Below are 23,206 nucleotides of genomic sequence, written 5' to 3' on the forward strand. Positions count from 1 at the left end.
ATCGTTGTTTGAAATAAAAATTAGTATTCAATTAATCCCCAGCCTGGGTTAGGTACAAGGTTTCCATTTTCTTGTATTTCTACCAGAGGTATCGGTAATGCGTAGCGATAATCGTTTGGTGCAACCGTGATGTTATACTGCTTGTTGAAAAAGGTGAGATTTCTGGTGATGGTTTTATTGGCATAACGTTTCAAATCCAACCAGCGTTTATCAGTATCACCAAAGAATTCTCTTCTTCTTTCGTTGATAATTTCTTGCAGTAGGGGAGCACCACTTAAGCCTGTAAAATTTCCTGCATTCCTAAAAGCACGGAATTTATTTAACGTAATTAGAGCATCGCCTTCGGCACCTAAGCGGTATTGGGCTTCTATCAGCATCATGTAAGCTTCCTCTGGCTTAAATATGCAGGTGTGCCCGCCTTTAGTACTTCCATCTGCCACACCGTCAGATGGCCAGCCCCAGTTTAATATCTTTCCAGCTGCGCCTATTTTACCACCTGCCCTTGCCGGGTTCGTGTTAAAATAGTTCTCTACGCGGATATCTGTGCTGGTAAATAAAGCCGCAAAGTCTGCATTTAAGGGGATGTTGAATGGCGCAAATCCTATATATTGGAATTCTGATCCATAAATGGGTGAAAAGACGCTCTGCGTATTGCTCTGTTGAAAAATGACTGGATAGTTAGCATCCTTTCCTGCATATGCATTCATGCGGGCCAAAGCTGTAGTGGGTATTAATGCATCTACCGATTCCAGGGCTGCAAGGCTATGTGTTTTAACCTGTGCATAGTCACCGGCTTCTTTGGCTGGAGATTCAGCTTTGTACCAATACACCTGTGCCAACAGATGGCTGATGTAACGTTTATTGTATAACGCGCTAAATCCAGTAGCCGGAATGGTACGGTTCACCATTTCTAACGCTTTATTCAGGTCTTCTAAAATTATTTTATACGCTCCGGCATGGGTTTCACGCTTTGGTTTGATACCTAGTACACCTTCTCCAGTATGTAGATAAATAGGGATACCCATATCAGCTTTATTGTATATACCATAATATTGTAGCAGCTTAAATAAAGAGTAAGCACGATTGGCGTACATTTCGCCAAGCAATTGATCCCGTTCTGTATCACTTACATTCTTTATTGTACCAATCTGATCAATTAGGCTGTTTAAAAAGCCAACAATTTCATAATGATGTGACCACAACATCGTAGATGTAGCCTGCTGGTTCCACAACAATAAATCAGCATAGCCTTTTTCTGTAGGCATCGAGAAGTTGTTGGGAATCATATAGCTGGTTCGAAGTCCGGATTCGAAATCGATGTCATCTGAATAAGCGCCAAACATGAGTGTGGCAAGCGTAGGGCAGGCCGGGACGATCTGACCATATAATGGTTTCACTCTCGGAGTAACCACCCCGCGAAGGTAGGCACCTAACAGGGCCTTTACATCCGTAACGGTGGTTACTGTACGTTGGTTCTTTGCGGGAAGATCCAGGTATTTTTTACAACCTGTAAAAAGTCCGAAAACCAGGATCAAATATGTAATAACTATTTTATGTCTCATGACTTCCAATTTTAAAATCCTACAGTTAATGAAAGGGTATATGCTTTGGTGTTTGGATACCCAAAAGTGGTTTGAGTTTCCGGGTCAGTACCACTATAGTTACTTACCATGAATAAATTGTTAGCAACCAACGTGGCTTTTAGCGTTTTTAATGCCGTTTGCTTTAACAAGCTTTTTGGAGCTCTCCAAGAGAATGACATTTCATTACATTTTAGATAATTTCCTTTTTCCAGGTCAGTAGAAATTAAATATTGTGTATAACTTGAGGTGCCGTTTTTATAGAGCGGAATATTTGTAATGTCTCCAACTTGAGCCCATCTGTTAAGGTTCTCCTTAAGCCTGTTGGTTCTGCTTGCTGTAATGTCATCAGGATTTAAAGTAGGTCCTTCACGTCTATCTCTGAAGCCCATAATTTGATTGCCCGTAGCAAGTACAAAAGTAGTAGCAAACTCAAGACTCTTGTAGATAAAACGGGTACTAAAGCCACCATAAAGTTCCGGATCCCTATGTCCCAAGTAAGAGGTAACATAATCTGATTGCAGCACAGCGGTTGATGTTTTACTTAGATCTACTAGTTCATCCGTATAGGACGTTACTACTTCTGTGCCTACCAGTTCTGTTTTTTTCTTTTTGGCATATACCATTAAACTTCCGTTTTCGGGATCAACATGAGAGAACTTATAGCCATACCATCCATTTACCGGGTAACCTTGAATATTTCTGGTAGCTGAATTGGCAATGTTTGGTACAGTTTTCTCAAAAATATTATCCAAATTGTTTTTAACCCGGGTAATGTTTCCACTTACTTCCCAAAGCAAATCTTTGGTTTTAATGGCTTCAAATCTAGCAGATATCTCAAAACCCTTATTGCTCATTGTACCAATGTTTACAATTGCCGATGGTCTACCTACGGATGGGGGAGTGGTGGTATTGTCCAGTAAATCATTAACCTTTTCTTTAAAATACCTGAACTCCGTGTTGATTCTTCCATTAAATAAGGAAATTTCGGCGCCTAAATTGGTCTCTTGTTTCTTTTCCCATTTAATCACAGGATTTCCATAAGCGAATGCCTGTGCCACAGCAATGTTGTTGTAAACGTTTGTTCCTAAAGTATAAGTGTGGAAAGGCAAAGCGCTTCTGTTGATACTCCCACGATAGCCATAACCCATTGAAAGGACAAGACGACTGATTATGGAATTGTATTTTTCTAAGAAGCTTTCATTGTGCGCATTCCATTTTACACCGGCGGACCAAAGTGGCGAGAATTGATTGTTAGAACCAATAATATCCACTCCATCATATCTTAGATTTCCATTAAATACATAACGGTCATTATACGAATATACCAATGATCCGATGTAAGAGGCATTTCTATTTTCGCGGGTCGATGTACCGCCAAACCTGGAAAGATCAAGATTCATGAACCTTGTGTCAGGAACCAAGTCCCAGCTTGGATAGCCGGCAATGGCATATTCCTGTAAATAAATGGGATTAAAATGATTAAATCTGTCGTTAAGAATAGCGCCAAATTCAAAAGCTGTAAATGCCTGAACAAAATGTTTATTTATTTTTTTCATATATTCAAGCGTATTCCGGACGGTATAGTCCATTGTTCTTCCAGTTTTTTCCTCCAGAAAACCACGGTTATAATCGGATAAGACATTGGAATTTGAAGAAGATTTATTTAGCCAGTTATTTATCCATGACCTATAGGTCCCAGCATAAGATTCATCTTTATCATGCACACTAGTGTAAGATCCTGATACGTTTCCGGTATACTTAAACCCTTTCAAAAAGTTATATTCAACACCTATTTGTCCACGCACATTCCCATAGTTATTAGTTAGCTTATTCTCCCTCAATTCCCTTAGAATATTAAAATTACTGTATTGTAATGCAGGGGCAGTTCCTATGGTATAAGGAATCTCCCTATACGTCATGTCAGCAGCATAAGAACCATCGACATTATAAGGTTTCTCATAAGGATTGGCAAATACAGCATATTTGAATGGATCCATGCCAGCCTGCCCCTCAACATTTCTCTTGATGGTGGAATATAGGTTCAGATTAACTAACAATTTATTAGTAATGAACCTCGAAAGCTTCATGTTAAAACCGGCTGTTTGAAACTTATTTTCGATTAGGCTACCCTGCGAATTTTGATAATTAAGCGATGTAAAATAGGTTGTTTTTGTATTTCCACCACTCATACTAATGTTGTGAGACTGACTAAAGGCATTTCTATACAACTCATCAATCCAGTTGGTATTGGTTTGACCGAGCTGTGCAATTTTTTGTTCTGCCTCCGCCGATGTCATAGCGCCATTCTCGACTAGGTTTAGCAACTGACCAACACGGCCACTTCTCTCGTAAGACATGTGGAAATTGTTATATAAATCGCGTTCAAATCCAATCTTTTCCTGACTGTTCATAAACTTGAACTTATTTTCAGGCTTTTGTGTAATGCCGAATTTTCCTGAATAATTGATATAATCGCTACCTGCTTTACCTGTTTTTGTGGTAATCACAATTACACCGTTTGCAGCTCTTGATCCATAAATGGCGGCTGCTGTGGCATCTTTTAGAATAGTGATCGTTTCGATATTTTCAGGAGGAATATTTCCAATACCATTTGAAATCAGGGCATTCATACCTCCAGAAACTTCTCCCTCTTGTAATGGCATTCCATCAAGCACATACAATGGCTCAACATTACCAGTAAGGGTATTTACACCTCTGATGATAATTTGTCCCGTTTCTCCTGGACGACCAGTTACACTTCTCACATATACACCCGGAAGTTTTCCTGCAAGCGCTTTGTCAAATGTGGTTATCCCAGAATTTTCCAGATCTTTTGCAGTAGCAATCGCAACAGAACCAACTGCAACATTTCTACTAAGTTGTTGTAGTCCAGTACTGATAATTACTGCTTCCTCTAAGCGAGTTAGCCCTTCATGGAGTATGATTGAAATTGGTCTTTTTAAATCAGCAATGGCTACTCTTTTGGTATTGTAACCTACATAAGAGACCAGTAGGACTGCATCTGCAGGTACAGAGCTTAATCTGAATTTTCCCTGACCATCTGTCTTGGTAAACAAATCGGTTTGCATCACTTTAATTGTTGCACCTGGAATAGGGTGGCCAAGGGTATCAGTTACTTTTCCTTCCAAGACGATATTTAGTGTAGCCTTTTCACGTTCATTTTCTCTCAGGATAACGGTTTTATCCACAAGAGAAAAGGTAAATGGTTGGTCTTTAAAACACTGTTTTAAAACATCAATCAGATCGATATTTTTAACATTTATCGTTACAGGTTTTGCTTTCTTTAATAAGTCTAGCTTGTAAATAAAATCGAAACCGCTTTGCTGACGAATGTCATTTATAACCATATCAAGAGAGGCATTCTTTTTATTGATTGTTATTTTTTGTGCAAAGCTAGTGGCACTGACTTGCATTACAGTTGCTATTAATAAAACGGTGGTTAGTCGCATAATGAGCAGGAATTTATAGATATAGCCCAAAGGTATACCCGGTTTTTTGGTATATATTTTATACATTTGATTTGGTTATAAAGTTGATACTGTTGTAGAAAATATTGTTGACTAAATGCCAATCATTGGCCAGGAGTGTTTGCAGCACCTCTGGCTTTTTAGCATTCTAGCCTTATAATTGTTTAGGTAGTTATTTCGTCACAATTACCCTCCTTCCTTCAATTTTAAAATGAACATCTCCGGTTTTTTCTATAATATTTAATAGAGCAGAAAGACTTTTTGCTCTTGAGATCTTTGCTACAAAGGGGTCAGATGCAGGTTTTACTTCATAAATAACATCAACGTTGTACCATCTGGATACTTTATTCATGATGCTTTCCAGGCTCTCATTGAAATTAAAATAGCCATTTTTCCAGGCTACGGCTTCTTCTAGGTCTACTTGGTTATTAATTGAAATCGTATGGCCTGAAATAATTGATTGTTGACCAGGGATAAGTGTTTTTCCAGTTTTTTCTATTGAATTGACTACATAGATGCTTCCCTCTAATAACGTTGTTTTTACACTTGCTTCGTCTTCATATGCATCGATGTTAAAATGTGTGCCCAATACTTTTACATCCTGATCTGCACTTTTAACAATAAAAGGGTGTTTTTTATCTTTTGCGACTTCGAAATAGGCTTCACCCTTTAACTCGACCTTACGTTCAGTGACATTGGCAAATGTAGAAGGAAATTTCAAACTACTGGCTGCATTGAGCCAAACTTTGGTGCCATCTGGCAACTGGATTTGGTAAGTTCCGCCTCGGGGTGTAGTTATACTGGCCATTTCATTCTCCTTAGTCTGTGCTGTAGAATTGATAGCCGTGTTATCATTATATCTTAAATCTTTACCAATAACCAGCCCTGTTTTTGCATTGCTAAGTTGTATGGTTTTACCGTTACCTAGTGTCAGAGTTGCTTTGTTACCTCCTGGTGCAATATCGGTTTGATTTGCAATTTTAGCATCTGGGGTTACGATTACAGGACGAGAGGAGTAAAACCAGATACTCATCGATATAACAGCAATAGCAGCTGCCGCCACAGAAATGCGTGGCCAAAGGTTAATCTTTTTAGTGTTTATAGTTTTTGAAATGGTGTCCCACATTTCAATGTGGTTTTGCGGATAAGTCTGATCTTCTTCTTCTGACTCATTTTTTTTGATTTCGCTCAACAACCAGTATTGCACTAATGCTTCCTCTTCCTTATTTACTTTACCATGTAAATATCTATCTAAAAGATTTGCCGCTTTTTTGGTATTCATGCTATTTATAGGTTGCTTTTATTTGTCGATGTATAAGTATTACCCATAGACTTCAAAAAGTAGTAGAAAAAAAAATAAAATAATTTTAGCGGCGCATTAGGGCAAGGAGAATGAGCCCTGTGTTTCCATACTTATCTACATTTGTACGAATGATCTTGAGGGCATTGCTAACTTGTTTTCTGACCGTGTTTTCGGCAATACCCAGCTGTGCGGCAATGTCTTTATAAGAAAGGTCCTTTTGGCGACTGAGTTCAAAGATGGTCTTCATTTTTCCTGGAAGTTGGCTAATTTCCTTTTCAATCAGGCTGTATAATATTTCAACATCATAATCAGGACCTTGTTCTTCCATGATTTCATACTGAAATTGTGCTAGTGAATTCAGGTAGTCACTCTTTAGGCGACCTTTTCTAATGAACTTTAATACGTTGTTTTGCGCAGCAATGTATAAATATGCTGCCAAATTGCCTTCTGTCCTGATGTTATTGCATTTGTCCCAAATCTTAATAAAAAGATCTTGAACCACATCCTTGGATGCTTCTCCATCTCGGAGCATTTGGTTTACCTGATAATATATTTTGGGCGCATACCTATCATAGATTTCATTAAAGGCTTTCTGATCGCCTTGTTTAAGAAAATCCAGTAACTGTTGGTCAGTAAATGCGCCATAGGCTACCATTATAATTATTCCCCCTTTGCTTAGTTGTTGAATTCTACGCAAGGTAAAATATTTAAACGCATATTCCCACAGCACTTCTTTAAAACTTATCATTATAGCAATGATTTTTTCGAAGAATAATGACTTTTGAGATAGGGGAGAGATTTTCGTATCTCATAGATCAGCAAGTTCCGGGTGTTTATAACAAAAATTTCTTTCGACCTTTGGATTATAAGAATTATGATATATGACTGAACAAGAAAATATCAATTATAAGCGAATTGCAGAAGCAATAGCATATATCAAAGCAAATTTTAAATCGCAACCTAACCTTGACGAGGTTGCAAAGGAAGTTAATTTAAGTCCATTTCATTTTCAAAGACTTTTTAGCGAATGGGCAGGAACCAGCCCGAAGAAATTCTTACAATACACCACTGTAGAATATGCTAAAACGCTTTTAAAAGAAAATCAAGCAACGTTGTTTGAAACTACTCATGAAGCAGGACTTTCGGGGACAGGGCGATTACATGACTTGTTTATCAACATAGAAGGGATGACGCCTGCCGAATACAAAAATGGAGGAAAAGCACTGACTATTAATTACACTTTTGCAGAAAGTCCTTTTGGAGATATTCTGGTGGCGTCTACTGAAAAAGGAATTTGTTATATGGCGTTCTCCGATAATGAAGCCGTTGCTTTTTCAATGATGCAAAACCATTTTCCAAATGCTTATTTCAAACAAAATACTGATTTAATTCAGCAAAACGCACTCTATATTTTCAGTCAGGATTGGTCGAAACTTAACGAAATCAAACTGCACCTAAAAGGAACTGATTTTCAATTAAAAGTGTGGGAAACACTTTTGAAAATCCCATTGGGGCAGCTAACCACTTATGGAGCTATTGCTAATCAAATTGAAAGCCCAAATGCTTCGAGAGCAGTAGGTACAGCAATTGGCCATAACCCTGTTGCATTCCTAATTCCTTGTCATCGGGTAATTCAATCTACAGGTGTGTTTGGCGGGTACATGTGGGGAAATACAAGAAAAACAGCCATTATTGGTTGGGAAGGAGCAAAAAAGCAGTTAGAATTTTAAGCTAGGTAGTGTCTATAAAACAAAAAAACGCCCTCATGATCTGTTTTTTCTTTCTATGGGAACTGAAGAAGATGGGAGAGTACGGGAGAAATACTTTTATATGTAAATTAAAAACATTAGATTGGTTTTATGCATTAGTAGACGCAGTTTTACTAATGATCAAGCAATCATCTCATGGAGCAATCAGATCTTTCTGAACAAAAATTTAATGCCATTTTTACTTATGCACCTATCGGATTGGTAGAAGTTGACCAGAATGGTAAAATAATAAGGTTGAATTTAATGGGGCAGGCCTTGTTAAATCCCTTATTTGAGATTTACCAGATTGATACGGAGCACATTTACCCAATGCTTGATTGTATCTTCCCAGGAGTTTCCCAAAAAATTCAGGATTACAAAGACCCTATGGGGCAGATTATTTACAATCATTTGCACTGTTTTAAACTACCTTCTCCAAACGACCAGTTCGAAAAGCATTTCCAGTTCAACATTACTAAAATGTTTGAGGACTGTATCATTATTGGCTTTGAAGACCTTACCAATAAGTATCTAGAAGAAAAAGCCATGCAACAGGCTAAGTTGGATAATGCCGTGGCACAAGGGAAATTCGAAATCGCATCCGAAGTACTGCACGATATAGGCAATGCAGTAGTTGGTTTTGGCTCTTATTTGAGACGTATCAGTCGTTCCATGGAACAGAACAATGTAGCGAACTTGGAAAATATAGTCCTGTTTCTAAAAGGACAGCAAGCTGCTTTAGATACTGCATTGGGTCAGGAAAAAGCCGAAGCACTGGTGAATTTAATGGAAGGAATTACCAAAACGCAAAAAGATAGCTACGAAGAAACCAATGGCTCCATTGCCGAACAGTTCAATATCATCAGCCATATTCAGGAGATATTGACTATACAGCGCCATTATGTAACTGGTCATGGTGCACCGGAACGCAAAGCTGTTAATCTGAAAGAGATTATTCATGATTGTCAGTCCATGCTGTTCGCTTCTTATGATAAAAAGGGCATTACCCTAAATTTTAATGCTGCTGAGCAAATGCCAATGATTAAAGGTGACCGCACCAAACTGATGCAGGTGATTTTAAACTTGCTTAAAAATAGTGTAGAGGCAATTGACATGGATGCTCCCCAAAAGAGAATCACTATTGATTTGCAGTTGAAAGATAAAATGCTACAGCTGCGCATACAGGATACCGGTAAGGGCTTCGACACCGACACGGCAGCCAGGATTTTTGAGCGGGGATTTACCACTAAAGACACGGGTACCGGCCTGGGTTTGTACAATTGCAGGTCTATTATAGAGAGCCATGCAGGCTCCATAGACGTGCAAAGCGAAGGCGCTAACCGGGGTGCAACAACCCTGATCAGGTTTGCCAGTTAAATTTATCAATTCATCTTCCCTAAATTTTTTATAATGAACCAAGTAAATACATCCGTATTAGTGATCGACGATGAAGAGATGGTGCGTGATAATATTGAAGAAATATTGGTGCCCAGAAAAGTTGCCGTTATAGACAGTAACATCAGTAAAGCAGCCAGTATTTTATTTGATACCCAGCAAGAAATACTGATTCCACGCACCAGTAAAATCCCTGTTTTTACTGTAGATAAAGCTGCGAATGGAATGGATGGGGTTGAACTGGTGAAAAAATCGATAGCTGCAAACCGGCCCTATGCAGTAATTTTTCTGGACATCAGGATGCCTGGTTGGGATGGGGTCGAGACTGCTATGCAGATCCGTAAACATGATAGCCAGGCTGAAATTATTTTTATCACTGCTTACAGCGACCGCTCCATAGAGGATATTGTAGATAAGGCAGGGCAAAACGTAGGTTATCATTGTAAGCCTTATGCTGCAGAGGAAATAATATTGCTTGCCACCAAAGCGATAACAGATTATGACCGATTGCGTAGCTTGGAGAAATTGATTGAATCGATATCCTCCATTGGCTTAAATGAGCACCAGTTAAACGCGCTGTTTAAAAACATTTTGGAACAGTTGGCTATGTCCGTAGGTACAGATATGGCTTTACTAGGCAAACTAAATGACGATTTTAGTTACGAAAAAATACTTTCCATCGGTGCGATTGATTCAAAGATAAACTTGGATGAGCTAATTACCAGGGTGAAAACTATTAAAATTGAGCCGGATGAAGTGGTGCAGCAGGATGAACTGGTGCTGGCACGGTTAGACAGTTACTCTGTTTTTGCAGTACTGCAAAAACAGGAGAAGCTGAAAACAGAGAAAATGTATCTGCTCAAATTGTTTGTGCAAAATGCAGCACAGGCCATTAGAAACGCCGAACTAACCGAAAAACTGATCCAAAAAGAAAAACTTTCTATCGTAGGCAAAGCCATCGGGATGGTGATGCACGATCTGCGCTCGCCCATCAAAAATATGAGGATCATCACCACGATGATGCAGGATGAAAATGAGCCAAGGGATTTGATCCCGATGCTGGATCAATGCGCAGTGCAGGCCTCTGAAATATTCGAGGACTTTTTAGATTTTATTAGGGAAAGCCCGGTGAAAAAAGAAACCGTAAACCTTAAGTACGTAATTGAGACAGCGGTAAACCTTGCATTGGGTACTAGTAACCAACAGCAGGTAGCCATTCATATGGCAATTCCTGCGGACCTGGTTGCGCAGCTTGATGAGCGGAAAATCAAAAGGGCAGTGATGAATCTGTTAAACAATGCCCTCGAGGTCCTTCAAAACAAAAAGATAGCCCATCCTGTTATTAGAATTATAGTAAGTGCTGATGAAATAAAAGATCAGTTGTCTATCATGATCCGGGATAATGGACCTGGAATTGATCCTGAGATTATTAAAACACTTTTTGAGCCCTTTGTGACCACAAATAAAAATAACGGAACCGGGCTTGGGCTGGCGATTGTAAAACAATGCATTACTGCGCATGGTGGCACCATCATTGCAGGTAATGATCAGGGAGCTGTTTTCACCATCCATCTCCCTTATAAATGAACATCAAGAGCCCGTAACAATTAGTCACTCCTTTCAACAAGAGATTAATTATGCCAGACGTAAATTATTTTCACGGTGATTAGAAAATGTAATATGTTAACGCTAGAAAATGTAACTTCTGTTTTTAGATCTTCTCCAAATGGTTATATGGTGTTGCTACCCAACAAACCTTATTTTACAATTGCAGCTGTAAACAAGCCGTTTCTTGATGTCATAAAGGCCAATCGTGCTGATCTGATTGGGAAAGGGATCTTTGAAACCATTTACCATAGGCCTTCAATTTGGGGTCCAAAGGGAATGAAAAGCCTGAAAAATGCACTGGAAGATACGATGCAGTCTAAAAAGGCATCCAATTATAACGTGGCTGACTGGGAAATTAATACCTTTCCATTGTTGGATGATGAAGAAAAGATAAAGTTTATTGTTCACAATCTGACGGATACCACTCAAGTGATAACTAACGATGATCAACAAATAGCGTTAAACAATGCGCTTCTGATTCAAAACAGTTTTCAGCACCCTCTTTTCGACGATTATCCTGACGCAGTTTTTACGCTTGATCCCGAAGGAAATTTCCTTAGCGCCAACAAAGCATTAATTGATCTGACTGAATGTAGGGAGGAAGAGCTATTTAAGCTTTCCTTTACACCCTTTATAGCACCTGGAGATCGTGAAAAAGCACATGATCATTTCAAAAAGACCACTCATGGTGAACTCCAGAATTTCGATATCAGGACAATCAGTGCAAAAGGTACGCATCGGATACTAAATGTGACCAATCTTCCTATTGTGATTAACCAGGAAGTAATTGGCGTACATGTGATAGCTAAGGACATCACCGCTATTACGAAAACACAAAAACAATTGGACGATTACCACTATAGGATATCGGACATTCTGGAAAGTATTACAGATGGCTTTATGGCGTTGGATAGAGATTGGGTGGTGACCTATTGGAATAAGGAAGCAGAGCGGCTATTACTCATGTCACGAGAGTATATGATAGGAAAAAATATTTGGGAGGTATATGAGGATGCCATACCAACAAAGTTTTATTCTGAGTATCACAGGGCGGTTGATGAAAATATTTCAGTAAGGTTTGATGAGTATTTCTCACGCTTAAATATTTGGATTGAGGTATCTGCATTTCCTTCTGATGAAGGTTTGTCGCTTTATTTTAGAGATATCACGGAAAGAAAACATGGAGAAGAACAGCTGCAGCAGGAAAAAGAAAAATACCTGGAACTGTTTAATTTTAGTCCATTGCCCCAATGGGTGTTTGATGCAGAAACCCTTCAATTTTTAGATGTGAATAATGCCGCAGTTAAACACTACGGTTATAGTAAAGAAGAATTTCTTGAGATGACTATAAAAGACATCAGACCGGCAGCGGATGTTAAAGAGTTAGGTGAAATATTGAAGGACACCTTTAAAACGGGGATATTCCGGGCGAGAATGGTAAGGCATCTGAAAAAATCCGGAGAGCTGATGCACATTTGTGTAGAGGCTAATGCGGTAACTTTTGAAGGTAAGGCAGCTATGCTGGTACTCGCAATTGATTATACGGAGAAATTGAAATCTGAGCGTGCCCTGGCCGCAAGTGAGCAGCGGTTTAAAGCACTAGTACAGGATGGATCTGATTTAGTAGCTATACTCGATCCTACCGGCAATTATAAATATGTTAGCCCTACCTCGAAATCTATTTTAGGAATAGATCCTGAACAGCTTATAGGAAAAAATGCATTTGACTTTATTCATAAAGATGACAAAGAAAAGGTCATCAGTCAGTTTGGTTTGTTGAACGAACAAAAAAGAGTTAAAATTATGCCTTTCCGTTTTAAAGGTGTTGATAGTCATTATCATTGGATAGAGACGATCATTACAGATATGACAGAAGATCCGGTTGTAGCTGGTATCGTGGCCAATTCAAGAGACGTAACTCAACGGATGGAAGGAGAACTCAAAACCCAGGATGGCATTGACCGTTTGCGGGAAATTGCCTGGATGCAGGCTCATGAAGTAAGAGCTCCTTTAGCATGTGTTATGGGATTATCCAAAATTTTATTGGATAATAATGAAGACGAGCGTTCAAGGAAAGAATCTTTGCAGCATCTTATGCGTTCGGCGGGCGAGCTGGATTCCATTATCAGGGAAATCATAAAGAAAGCGGAAGATTTACCTACCGACCTATGAGTCTAGCGTAATTCCTTTTCAAATGTTGCGAAATTCTGTAGTTTCGGCAAAGGTCTGAGTAACACTTTGTTTTTACTGCTTCGTACAATTTTATCTGAACCTAATGATTGAACTTTTTCAGTTCTTTTTCCCGTTATAAGATTAAATGCAGTCTCAGTTGTTGTATTCTTGCCATCCCAAATGACTTTTGAGAAATAAATTAATTCAAAATTTCCATGTTGAAATTTGAATTTGTGTTCCGATTGCCCATTCTTTATATCAGATACCATCTCTAAGTTCCCGTTCTCAATGTAGAAATTAGGAATTTGATTGCCGTTGTGTTCTCCTTTTTTATGTGCGGGGTATTGGGCTTCAATTATTCTAGTTGAGGAAAGAATTAATTTAGATGTACTGTTTGGCTGAGAAAAAGATATTTGTATCCTTAACGGGACTGTTGCGTCTATGGTGTCCATCATTACAATCACTTTGTCTATGATACCGTCTCTGTTTAAGTCACCTTCTGCTTCCCTAACCAGTACAGTAAAATTATCCTTTAAATTTCTATTTTGCGCGTAAGTACCAAGTGTAGTTAACAGTGAAATCGTCAATAATAATGTTTTCATATGGCTTTTGAACGCTTTTATTTGAAATATTGATAAGTGACATTTAATTTGAAACAAAAAAAGCGCTGATTTTCAGCGCTTTTTTTGTTTTGTGGAGTCGAAGGGTTTCGAACCCTTGTCCAGTTGTGTGATAAATTATGCCTTCTACATGCTTATTTTCCAATTAATTGTAGGGATCTGGCGGGCTGGAAACCGACCTAACCGTTCACCTTAGGTACTTTATCTCGCAACTGTACCGTACCTTACAATTGCCAGCGTTGTTATTTCGATGCCCCATATTCTAACCTAACATCGCAGCAGTCAGAGGGACAAAAGCTATTTAATTCTAAATTAAGCAGCTAAGGCGTAGTTATTTTCGCCAATTATAGTGTGAACGTTCTCTTTTAAGTGCTCTCCGTACAACGCACTGCATGCTAACATACTTAGCTTCACCCTGTCAAATCCATACGACCCCAGTAATGCCCTGATGGTGTGTGGTTAACAACTCCTTTCCAACCATCAGCACACAAATATAAGAAAATTATGCCATAGTTCTACCAGGATACTGTTTTAAAGCAATATCAAGGCAATCCATAGCCTTATTCAAATCGTCGGTATTTAGCACATATGCCATCCTTACTTGATTTTTTCCGGAACCTGCAGTCGAGTAGAAGCCAGTCGCAGGAGCCATCATCACCGTTTCACCATTGTTACTAAAGCTTTGCAGTATCCATTGGCAAAACTGATCAGCATCATCAATAGGCAATTTAGCGACTACATAAAATGCGCCACCCGGATTGGGGCAAAATACACCATCCATGTCATTTAACCTTTTTACAAGCGTATCTCTACGTAAAGTATACTCTTTGTTTACTTCCTCGAAATAACTGTTAGGCGTATCAACAGCAGCGGTACCTGCAATTTGCTCAACCATACCCGGACTTAATCTTGCCTGAGCAAATTTTAGTCCTGATTTAATGATCTCTTTGTTTTTAGTAATTAAGCAACCTAATCTTGCGCCACAAGCGCTGTAACGCTTAGAGACCGTATCTAAAACAACTACATTTTCATCCAGACCATCCATATGCATTGGCGAGATAAATTCCCTGCCATCATAGCAAAACTCACGGTAGGCTTCATCTGATAATAAGAATAGATCATATTTTAAGCACAAAGCTTTTAAGGCTTCCAATTCTTCTTTTGAATATAAATAGCCAGTAGGGTTATTTGGATTACAAATGATGATTGCTTTTGTACGATCGGTAATCAGTTTTTCAAACTCTTCAATTGCAGGCAGTGCAAAACCATTTTCAATATGAGATAAGATTGGTTTTACAACCACATTACTCATACATGCAAAGCCATTGTAATTTGCATAAAAAGGCTCAGGAATGATGATCTCATCACCTTCATTAACGCAGGTTTGCATCGCAATAGTAATGGCCTCAGAACCGCCAACCGTAACCAATATATCTTCGGGCGTAATGTTGTACCCTAATTTATTATAGTATTCAGTAAGTTTTGTCCGGTAGCTTAAAGTTCCTTCAGATGGGGTATAGGCCCAAACATTAAAATCAATATTCTTAATGGCATTCAGCATGCCCTCAGGTGTAGCAATGTCGGGTTGACCAATGTTTAAATGGTAAACTTTTTTACCTTCCTTTTTTGCCTGATCAGCAAATGGAGTTAGTTTTCTTATGGGCGAAGCAGGCATTTGTAGCCCTTTTTCTGAGATATTTGGCATGGTGGAAAATAAAGTCCCGTAATAATAAGTTAGTTATAGGTGCAAAAATAAAAAAACCTCGTTGATTAACGAGGTTTTAATCAAAAGTATGTTTTGAATTTTATTTGCTGGCTGCAGCTATAGTTTCACCTTTAATGTACAATACCTTGGTAGTCGTTTTTGCATTAGAAGTAATTGTAATGCTTTTGCTAAATGGAAGTGCTGCGCCTGTTGGATTGTAAGTAACTTTAATTACACCTGCATCACCTTTTTTAATTGGTGTTTGCGTATACTCAGGAACAGTACATCCACATGTAGTCTCAACTTTGGTAATAATCAAAGGCTGATCTCCAATATTTGTGAACTTAAATTCAATTGTAGCTGGCTTGTTCACTGGAATTTTTCCGAAGTCATGACTCTCCTTGTCAAACTTGAATTCAGCAGGTTTTGATTGCGCGTTGGTAGCAACACTTATGCCTAGGAATAACGTAAATAGCAGAATTATTTTTCTCATTTTAATGTAGTTTTAGAACAAATTTAATGTTTTCATTTAGAATACAAAAAGTATTCCATGATATAAATTACCATTCACTGTTAAGTCATACTTTAGATTTTGTGTATCTTTGCCGCATAATTGATTTGCTTATGATGCCAAATAGTAAACTTACCACAAATCCAATAGACGCCTCGGAGTTAAGTTTTGATGACTTCAAAACTATAGTTGTAAACGACTATAAAATAGCTTTTGAAAGTAGACAGGCTAGTTTATTGGGACGAAAGGAAGTGTTGACCGGCAAGGCTAAGTTTGGAATTTTTGGTGATGGCAAGGAGCTTCCTCAGATTGCCATGGCAAAGGCCTTTAAGAATGGCGACTGGCGCTCTGGCTATTACAGAGACCAGACATTCGCCTTTGCAGCCGGTATTTGTACAATAAAAGAATTTTTTGCGCAGTTATATGCTAATCCAAGTGTAGAAGCAGACCCTGCGTCCGCTGGGAGACAAATGAACTGTCATTTTGCAACCCGCACCATTAAAGAGGACGGTAGTTGGAAAGATTTAACTGAGATGAAGAATTGCTCTTCAGACATTGCGCCTACAGGTGGACAAATGGCAAGGTTAGTTGGACTAGCTTATGCTTCTAAGCTATACAGACAAAATCCAGAACTGGAGTACTTAAAGAATTTCTCTGTACAAGGAAATGAAGTGGCATTTGGTACAATAGGAAATGCATCTACATCAGAAGGTGTGTTTTTTGAAGCCATCAATGCAGCCGGTGTTTTACAGGTGCCTATGGCGATGTCTGTTTGGGATGATGGTTACGGAATTTCTGTTCCGGCAAAGTATCAAACCACAAAAGAAGATATTTCTGAAATATTGAAAGGTTTTCAGCGTGATGAAAATGCTGCTGGTTACGAAATATTTAAAGTAAGAGGCTGGGATTATCCAGCTTTATGCGAGACTTATCAACGTGCAATAGATATATGTAGGGATGAGCACGTTCCTGTATTGATTCACGTAACAGAAGTGACACAGCCACAAGGTCATTCTACTTCTGGTTCTCATGAACGTTATAAAGATAAGGCAAGATTAGAGTGGGAGAAAGAGTTTGACTGTATCGTTCAGATGCGTAAATGGATGCTGGAGTCAGCAATCATTACCGAGGAAGAAATAGTAGAACTTGAAAATGCGGCCAAGAAAATGGTTCGTGAAACTCAGAAAGAAGCTTGGAATGAATTTTTAGGATCTATAAAGGCCGAAAAAGATCAGGTTATTGAGTTACTTAATGGTATGGCCAATGGCGATCCTGCGATTATAAAAATTTCAATTCAACTGGCCAATACCCCGGATGCCCAAAGAAGAGAAGTGATCTCTTCGGCAAGAAAGGCTTTGCGTTTAACTGTAAAAGATTCTTCGACAGGCAGACACAACCTTTTGACCTGGTATAATGAGCAGATTGGATTAAACGAAGACAGGTACAATTCTAAATTGTTTACTGATGGGGTGGATAGTCCATTTTTAGTAAACGAATTGAAACCTGTATTTAACGAGGAAAGTAAAATGGTTGACGGGCGTGAATTGTTGAACGCCTGCTTTGACGCTAACTTTGCCCGTGACCAGCGATTGGTAGCTTTTGGTGAAGATTTAGGTGCTATTGGTGATGTAAATCAGGGTTTTGCTGGTTTGCAAGCCAAATATGGTGATCTAAGGATTACGGATACAGGCATCAGGGAAATGACCATAGTAGGGCAGGGAATAGGCTTGGCTATGCGCGGTTTGCGTCCAATTGCCGAAATTCAATACCTTGACTATTTGTTGTTCGCAATTAATATATTAAGTGATGACCTGGCGAGTTTGTCATATCGTACTAAAGCAGGTCAAAAAGCGCCTGTTATTATCAGAACACGTGGACATAGATTAGAAGGCGTGTGGCATTCAGGTTCGCCAATGGGAATGATCCTTGGCTCACTTAGAGGTTTACATATATGCGTACCGCGTAACATGACACAAGCTGCCGGAATGTACAATACCTTATTTAGATCTGATGAGCCTGCATTGGTGATCGAATGTTTGAACGGTTACCGCTTGAAAGAGAAATTACCGGAAAATGTAGGTGAATATACTGTTTCGCTAGGAAAAGCTGAGGTAGTTAAAGAAGGAACTGATATTACTGTGGTTTCTTACGGTTCTACTTTAAGAATTGTAGAGGAAGCAGCTGAAGAGCTAGCACAGTTAGGCATTTCTATTGAAATTGTAGATCCTCAAACTTTATTGCCATTCGATACCGATCACATTTGTGCGCAATCCTTAGCTAAAACGAACAAGCTATTGGTAGTTGATGAAGATGTGCCAGGTGGTGGAACTGCTTTCTTGTTGCAACAGATTCTGGAAGAACAAAAAGGATACTATCACTTGGATGGACAGCCTAAATCGCTGAGTGCAAAGGCACATCGTCCGCCTTATGGATCTGATGGTGATTATTTTAGCAAACCTTCTGTAGATGACGTGATTGAAACCATTTACAGTATGATGAATGAAAGTAACCCTGGCAAGTATCCAGCTATTTTTTAAATAAAACAAAACGAGCAAGCTATTAAAGCTTGCTCGTTTTGTTTCTAAGCAAATGATCTGCAAGTACCAATGCAGCCATTGCTTCCACAATAACTACCGCTCTAGGTACTACACATGGATCATGTCTGCCTTTCCCTTTAATTTCTGCGGCTTCACCGGCAGCATTAATGGTTTGTTGGTTGTGCATAATCGTAGCAACAGGTTTAAAAGCAACGGTAAAGTTGATCTCCATTCCATTAGAAATGCCACCTTGTATGCCCCCTGAAAAATTAGTCAGTGTTTTTGGCTGACCTTCATTTGCCAAAAAGATATCATTGTGTTCTGATCCTCTCATTTCACTCCCCCCAAAGCCAGATCCATATTCAAAACCATGTACGGCATTAATGCTCAACATCGCTTTACCAAGATCTGCATGTAGTTTGTCGAAAACAGGATCTCCTAATCCAACTGGACAGTTTTTAACGATACAACTTACTTTTCCACCCACAGTATCACCATCCTTTCTTACGCTATCAATAAACTCGATCATTTGGTGTGCCGTAGCTGGATCTGCACAGCGTACAATGTTATCTTCTCTGGTTGCCAGTAATTCAGCTATGTTGTCGCCTTCTAAATTAGGTGCGTCGATTTTTCCAACAGCAGATACGTGTGCGAAAACTTCAATTCCATGGTGCTTCAGCAATAGTTTAGCAATCGCTCCAGCTGCTACACGGGCTGCGGTTTCTCTGGCTGATGAACGGCCACCACCGCGATGATCTCTGATCCCGTATTTGGCATCATAAGTATAATCCGCATGCGAAGGACGATAAACGTCGGTATTGTGACTGTAATCCTTACTACGCTGATCTTCATTAGGGATCAGCATGGCTATTGGTGTTCCTGTACTTTTACCTTCAAATGTTCCGGATAAGATCTGAACAGTATCGCTTTCTTTACGCTGTGTGGTGATTTTTGATTGTCCAGGTCTGCGCTTATCCAATTCTGACTGGATAAATTCCAGATCTATAGGTAGCTGTGCCGGACAACCATCAAGGATAACACCTATGGCTACTCCATGAGATTCACCAAAGGTAGTAATGCGAAATAATTGACCGAATGTATTACCTGCCATTTTAGAATTATTTAATATTTTATTAAAATTAAACTTCTTTTACTGTAAAACCTGCTTTCTCCAAGTCCTTCCAAAAATCAGGGTATGATTTCTCCACTACTTGATAATCTTCCATTTCCACTTCATCGATAAACAGACTTAATGGCGCAAAAGCCATGGCCATCCGATGATCGTCGTAAGTGTGGAATTGCACCTTTTTAGGGAAGCTTAGGTTGTCGCAATTTAGAGTATATACCTCATTATCCTCTATCAAAGAAACGCCAATTTTAGCCAACTCCTGCTGTAAAGCAAGTACGCGGTTGGTTTCCTTTATTTTTAAGGTTTCTAATCCCGTAAAAGAAAGGTTTAAGCCCTTTGCTGCAGCACAAACAATAATAGTTTGTGCTAAATCTGGACAGTCCTTTAAATTCAATACTTCTGTTATAGCTACGGAAGTTCCCGACTTTAATGCAATGCCATTTGCAGTTTGTGAGGTTCGTACGCCAAAAGGAATCATAATATCCCTGATCTGGCTATCGCCTTGCAGACTTTTCTCCTTTAGATGAGGTAAGGTTATGTTACCCTGATCTACCAGCGCTACAATGCTATACCAATAAGACGCGGCACTCCAATCCGGTTCTACAGTTAAGTTGCAGGATTTAAAAGCTTGGTTGTCGATATGGATGGTATGGTTATCCCAGGAATGTTTAATTCCCGCTTCTTCGAGCATACTCAAGGTCATTTCCAGATATGGTCTCGAAGTCAACTCACCTTCAATTTCTAAAGATAAGCCTAATGGCAAAGAAGGAGCGATCATCAAAAGTGCAGATAAATATTGACTGCTAATGTCACCTTGAATTTTAACCGTTCTGCTAATTTGCTTAAAGCTATTGCTGATATCGAGAGGTGGGTAGCCATCCTGTCCGGCATAGTTAATACCAGCACCAAGTTTTTGTAAGGCTTCAACCAATAGTTTTATTGGTCGTTCTTTCATCCTGCCAGAACCTGTCAGGTGAAATGTTCCGTTTGCGATAGAGAGGTACGCCGTTAAAAAACGCATCGCTGTACCTGCATGTCCCACATTTACGGTAATGTAGGCATCTCCATTATGTGCTTTTACCTGATTAAGAATATTATTCAAGGTCACTGTATCCACCGCATCAGATAAATTATTGACTTCAACGATTCCTTTTGACAGGGCGCTGATGATCAGCGCCCTGTTGCTTTCGCTTTTAGAACCGGTTAAGGCAATTTCAGCATTTATATCTTTAATCCCTTTAAAAGAAACAATTGCGTTTTTACTCATTGTTAAGCTTTAACTTCTGCGTGTGCTTCTGCTGCAATGCCTTTTTCAGCTTTACCAGCATTCATAATTTCAGTTTGTTTACGAATAGATTCTCCGTGAACTAATTCCAGGAACTTTTCAGTAAAGTTTAAATCCAATTTTAAAGCTTTTGCAAATGCAGTACCTTTTTTAATGATAGCATCCCAACGGTTTACTTGTAAAATGGTTACCTGGTTATCGCGTTTAAATTCACCGATTTTACCAACAATAGCCATACGCTCACCTAATTTTTGCAATAAAAGGTCATCTATTTTGTCGATTTGCTTACGTAAGTCAGCTAATTGATCTATAAATACTTCGTTTTTAGATTCTGGTTCACGAACGGTTAAACGCTCAGCAAGCTCGGCAAGTGCAGCAGGAGTAACTTGTTGTTTAGCATCAGTCCATGCTACCGAAGGATCTACGTGTGATTCGATCATTAAGCCTTGCATATCTAAATCCAATGCTTTCTGAGAAATGTAAGGGATCAATTCGCGGTTACCGCAGATATGACTTGGATCGTTAATGATTGGAAGATCAGGACATAAAGTTTTCAATTGAATAGCAAGCTCCCACATTGGTTCGTTGCGGAACGAGCTTTTTTCGAATGAAGAGAAACCACGGTGAATAGCACCTAATTTAGTGATACCAGCACCATTAAGACGCTCTAAAGCACCAATCCATAACTGAAGATCAGGGTTCACCGGGTTTTTAACCAATACAGGAACGTCAACGCCTCTTAAAGCATCGGCAATTTCCTGAACACAGAATGGGTTTACAGTCGAACGTGCACCAATCCAAAGGATATCAACACCTGCTGCCAATGCCTCTTCAACATGTTTTGCATTAGCTACTTCTACTGCCGTAGGCAATCCAGTCTCTAGTTTTGCTCTTTTTAACCACTCTAATCCTATGCTACCAATTCCTTCAAATTCTCCCGGACGAGTACGTGGTTTCCAGATACCAGCTCTTAAAACAGATACTTTACCTGTTGCAGCTAATAAATGTGCAGTGGTTAATAATTGCTCTTCAGTTTCTGCACTACATGGTCCAGAAATGATTAGTGGTTCGTTTTTCGTGTCAAGCCAAGTATTTAATGGCTGGATGTTCAATTGTAGTTTCATTTTTTTGGGGTTTAAATTGTTGTTTTTGTATTTTACGAAGGCTTATTATTGAAGACTATACTTGATCGTTCTTCTTGTATTCGCCCATGATGTTAAAGTTTACGGTGTATTTTAATGCCTGACGGACAGCCTTGTCATAATTTTCTGTGCTCGTCCATTCCATGTCCACATAGAAGTAATACTCGTTGCGTTTTCCTAAAACCGGCATACTTTGGATCTTAGTTAAGTTTACCTGTTGCTCAGCAAATATGTTAAGGATTTTAGATAAGGCACCTACATGATTGCCAACCTGGAAACAGATTGAGGCTTTATTGCTATCTTCCATTTCTGCTGTTTTGTCTAGTTTAAGGATCAAAAAACGGGTATAGTTCTTTTTGTTCGACTCGATTCTTCTTTCAATGATGTTTAAGCCATATAATTCCGCAGCAAGTGTGTTGGCAATAGCAACGGTATCAGTTAATTGCTCTTCCTTAATTTTTTTAGCGCAAGCAGCAGTATCGTTACCTTCGATTACCTGAATGTGTGGGTAATCGTAAAAGAAATCTACACACTGACGAATCGCAATAGGATGGGAGGTAGCAAATTTAATATCTTCAAATTTTACACCAGGTAAAGCCATTAAATGTAATTGTATAGGCAGGTATACTTCGCCTACCACTGCAAAATTATATTCGCGGATTAAGGTGTAGTTCGGCAATAGACTGCCTGCGATAGAGTTTTCTATAGCCATAACTACAAAGTCAGCTTCCTTTTTTTCCAAACTCTCACAAGTCTGTTTAAATGAGTTACATTCAATAGTTTGAATGTCCTTTCCGAAAAATTTGAAAGCAGCCTCTTCGTGAAAAGATGCCTTAATGCCTTGAATTGCTACTCTTGTTCCTTGGTTCATTGGATTAGTTTTTGCCTTTTTTTATTAGTTTCTGATTGCGTTAAAACAAAAAAAAGTCCCGGCGTTTGGCCGGGACTTTCGTATACATTTATCGTGTTGATATCAGTGC

16 protein-coding genes and 1 other RNA gene are annotated in these 23,206 nt (G+C 39.1%); 5 read left to right on the forward strand and 12 right to left on the reverse strand.

The genetic code is table 11. The features are described from left to right. Positions 1-20: 20 nt before the first annotated feature. The 4 genes from EZ444_RS16805 to EZ444_RS16820 all read right to left on the reverse strand — a co-directional run bounded on the left by EZ444_RS16805 (position 21) and on the right by EZ444_RS16820 (position 7,122). The gene (locus EZ444_RS16805; protein WP_131610312.1) at positions 21-1,562 is read right to left on the reverse strand and encodes a RagB/SusD family nutrient uptake outer membrane protein; all 1,542 of its coding nucleotides are present in this window, start codon (positions 1,560-1,562) and stop codon (positions 21-23) included. Positions 1,563-1,573: 11 nt separating this feature from the next. Then, complete coding sequence (locus EZ444_RS16810) at positions 1,574-5,119, reverse strand: SusC/RagA family TonB-linked outer membrane protein (protein ID WP_131610313.1); 3,546 nt, start codon at positions 5,117-5,119, stop codon at positions 1,574-1,576. 124 nt (positions 5,120-5,243) lie between these two features. After that, positions 5,244-6,353 carry a FecR family protein gene (locus tag EZ444_RS16815; protein ID WP_131610314.1) on the reverse strand — a complete coding sequence of 370 codons (1,110 nt, stop codon included), beginning with the start codon at positions 6,351-6,353 and terminating at the stop codon, positions 5,244-5,246. An 85-nt stretch (positions 6,354-6,438) separates the two neighbouring features. Next, complete coding sequence (locus EZ444_RS16820; protein WP_131610315.1) at positions 6,439-7,122, reverse strand: RNA polymerase sigma factor; 684 nt, start codon at positions 7,120-7,122, stop codon at positions 6,439-6,441. Between the two features lie 133 nt (positions 7,123-7,255). On the opposite strand from EZ444_RS16820, the gene EZ444_RS16825 reads away from it, so the two are divergent. The 4 genes from EZ444_RS16825 (at position 7,256) to EZ444_RS16840 (ending at position 13,297) form a co-directional block, all read left to right on the forward strand. Continuing rightward, a complete protein-coding gene (locus EZ444_RS16825; RefSeq protein WP_131610316.1) occupies positions 7,256-8,104 on the forward strand; it encodes a bifunctional helix-turn-helix domain-containing protein/methylated-DNA--[protein]-cysteine S-methyltransferase in 849 nt (282 codons plus the stop codon). Between the two features lie 174 nt (positions 8,105-8,278). Then, the gene (locus EZ444_RS16830) at positions 8,279-9,499 is read left to right on the forward strand and encodes a sensor histidine kinase (RefSeq protein WP_131610317.1); all 1,221 of its coding nucleotides are present in this window, start codon (positions 8,279-8,281) and stop codon (positions 9,497-9,499) included. A 33-nt stretch (positions 9,500-9,532) separates the two neighbouring features. Continuing rightward, the gene (locus EZ444_RS16835; protein WP_131610318.1) at positions 9,533-11,104 is read left to right on the forward strand and encodes a hybrid sensor histidine kinase/response regulator; all 1,572 of its coding nucleotides are present in this window, start codon (positions 9,533-9,535) and stop codon (positions 11,102-11,104) included. A gap of 93 nt (positions 11,105-11,197) precedes the next feature. Further along, positions 11,198-13,297, forward strand: a complete 2,100-nt coding sequence (locus EZ444_RS16840; protein WP_131610319.1) for a PAS domain S-box protein — start codon at positions 11,198-11,200, stop codon at positions 13,295-13,297. 2 nt (positions 13,298-13,299) lie between these two features. On the opposite strand, the gene EZ444_RS16845 is transcribed toward EZ444_RS16840, so the two are convergent. From EZ444_RS16845 to EZ444_RS16860, 4 genes are all read right to left on the reverse strand, one after another. Next, entirely contained in the window at positions 13,300-13,899 is a 600-nt protein-coding gene (locus EZ444_RS16845) for a hypothetical protein (RefSeq protein ID WP_131610320.1), read from the reverse strand. Between the two features lie 89 nt (positions 13,900-13,988). After that, positions 13,989-14,353, reverse strand: a transfer-messenger RNA (tmRNA) gene (gene ssrA, locus EZ444_RS16850). A 66-nt stretch (positions 14,354-14,419) separates the two neighbouring features. Further along, positions 14,420-15,622, reverse strand: coding sequence for a pyridoxal phosphate-dependent aminotransferase (locus EZ444_RS16855; RefSeq protein WP_131610321.1), 1,203 nt, complete (start codon positions 15,620-15,622; stop codon positions 14,420-14,422). 100 nt (positions 15,623-15,722) lie between these two features. Beyond that, complete coding sequence (locus tag EZ444_RS16860) at positions 15,723-16,115, reverse strand: DUF1573 domain-containing protein (RefSeq protein ID WP_131610322.1); 393 nt, start codon at positions 16,113-16,115, stop codon at positions 15,723-15,725. Positions 16,116-16,246: 131 nt separating this feature from the next. On the opposite strand from EZ444_RS16860, the gene EZ444_RS16865 reads away from it, so the two are divergent. Further along, complete coding sequence (locus tag EZ444_RS16865; protein ID WP_131610323.1) at positions 16,247-18,670, forward strand: alpha-ketoacid dehydrogenase subunit alpha/beta; 2,424 nt, start codon at positions 16,247-16,249, stop codon at positions 18,668-18,670. 22 nt (positions 18,671-18,692) lie between these two features. On the opposite strand, the gene aroC is transcribed toward EZ444_RS16865, so the two are convergent. From aroC to EZ444_RS16885, 4 genes are read right to left on the reverse strand one after another with little or no spacing between them, the layout of a single operon-like run. Continuing rightward, positions 18,693-19,781 carry a chorismate synthase gene (gene aroC, locus EZ444_RS16870; RefSeq protein WP_131610324.1) on the reverse strand — a complete coding sequence of 363 codons (1,089 nt, stop codon included), beginning with the start codon at positions 19,779-19,781 and terminating at the stop codon, positions 18,693-18,695. A 28-nt stretch (positions 19,782-19,809) separates the two neighbouring features. Continuing rightward, positions 19,810-21,066 carry a 3-phosphoshikimate 1-carboxyvinyltransferase gene (gene aroA / locus EZ444_RS16875; RefSeq protein ID WP_131610325.1) on the reverse strand — a complete coding sequence of 419 codons (1,257 nt, stop codon included), beginning with the start codon at positions 21,064-21,066 and terminating at the stop codon, positions 19,810-19,812. A gap of 2 nt (positions 21,067-21,068) precedes the next feature. Next, positions 21,069-22,208, reverse strand: a complete 1,140-nt coding sequence (locus EZ444_RS16880) for a chorismate mutase (protein WP_131610326.1) — start codon at positions 22,206-22,208, stop codon at positions 21,069-21,071. Positions 22,209-22,263: 55 nt separating this feature from the next. After that, positions 22,264-23,097, reverse strand: coding sequence for a prephenate dehydratase (locus EZ444_RS16885; protein WP_131610327.1), 834 nt, complete (start codon positions 23,095-23,097; stop codon positions 22,264-22,266). Between the last annotated feature and the right edge of the window lie 109 nt (positions 23,098-23,206).

The sequence above is a fragment of the Pedobacter hiemivivus genome, from assembly GCF_004331685.1.
Lineage (GTDB): Bacteria > Bacteroidota > Bacteroidia > Sphingobacteriales > Sphingobacteriaceae > Pedobacter > Pedobacter hiemivivus.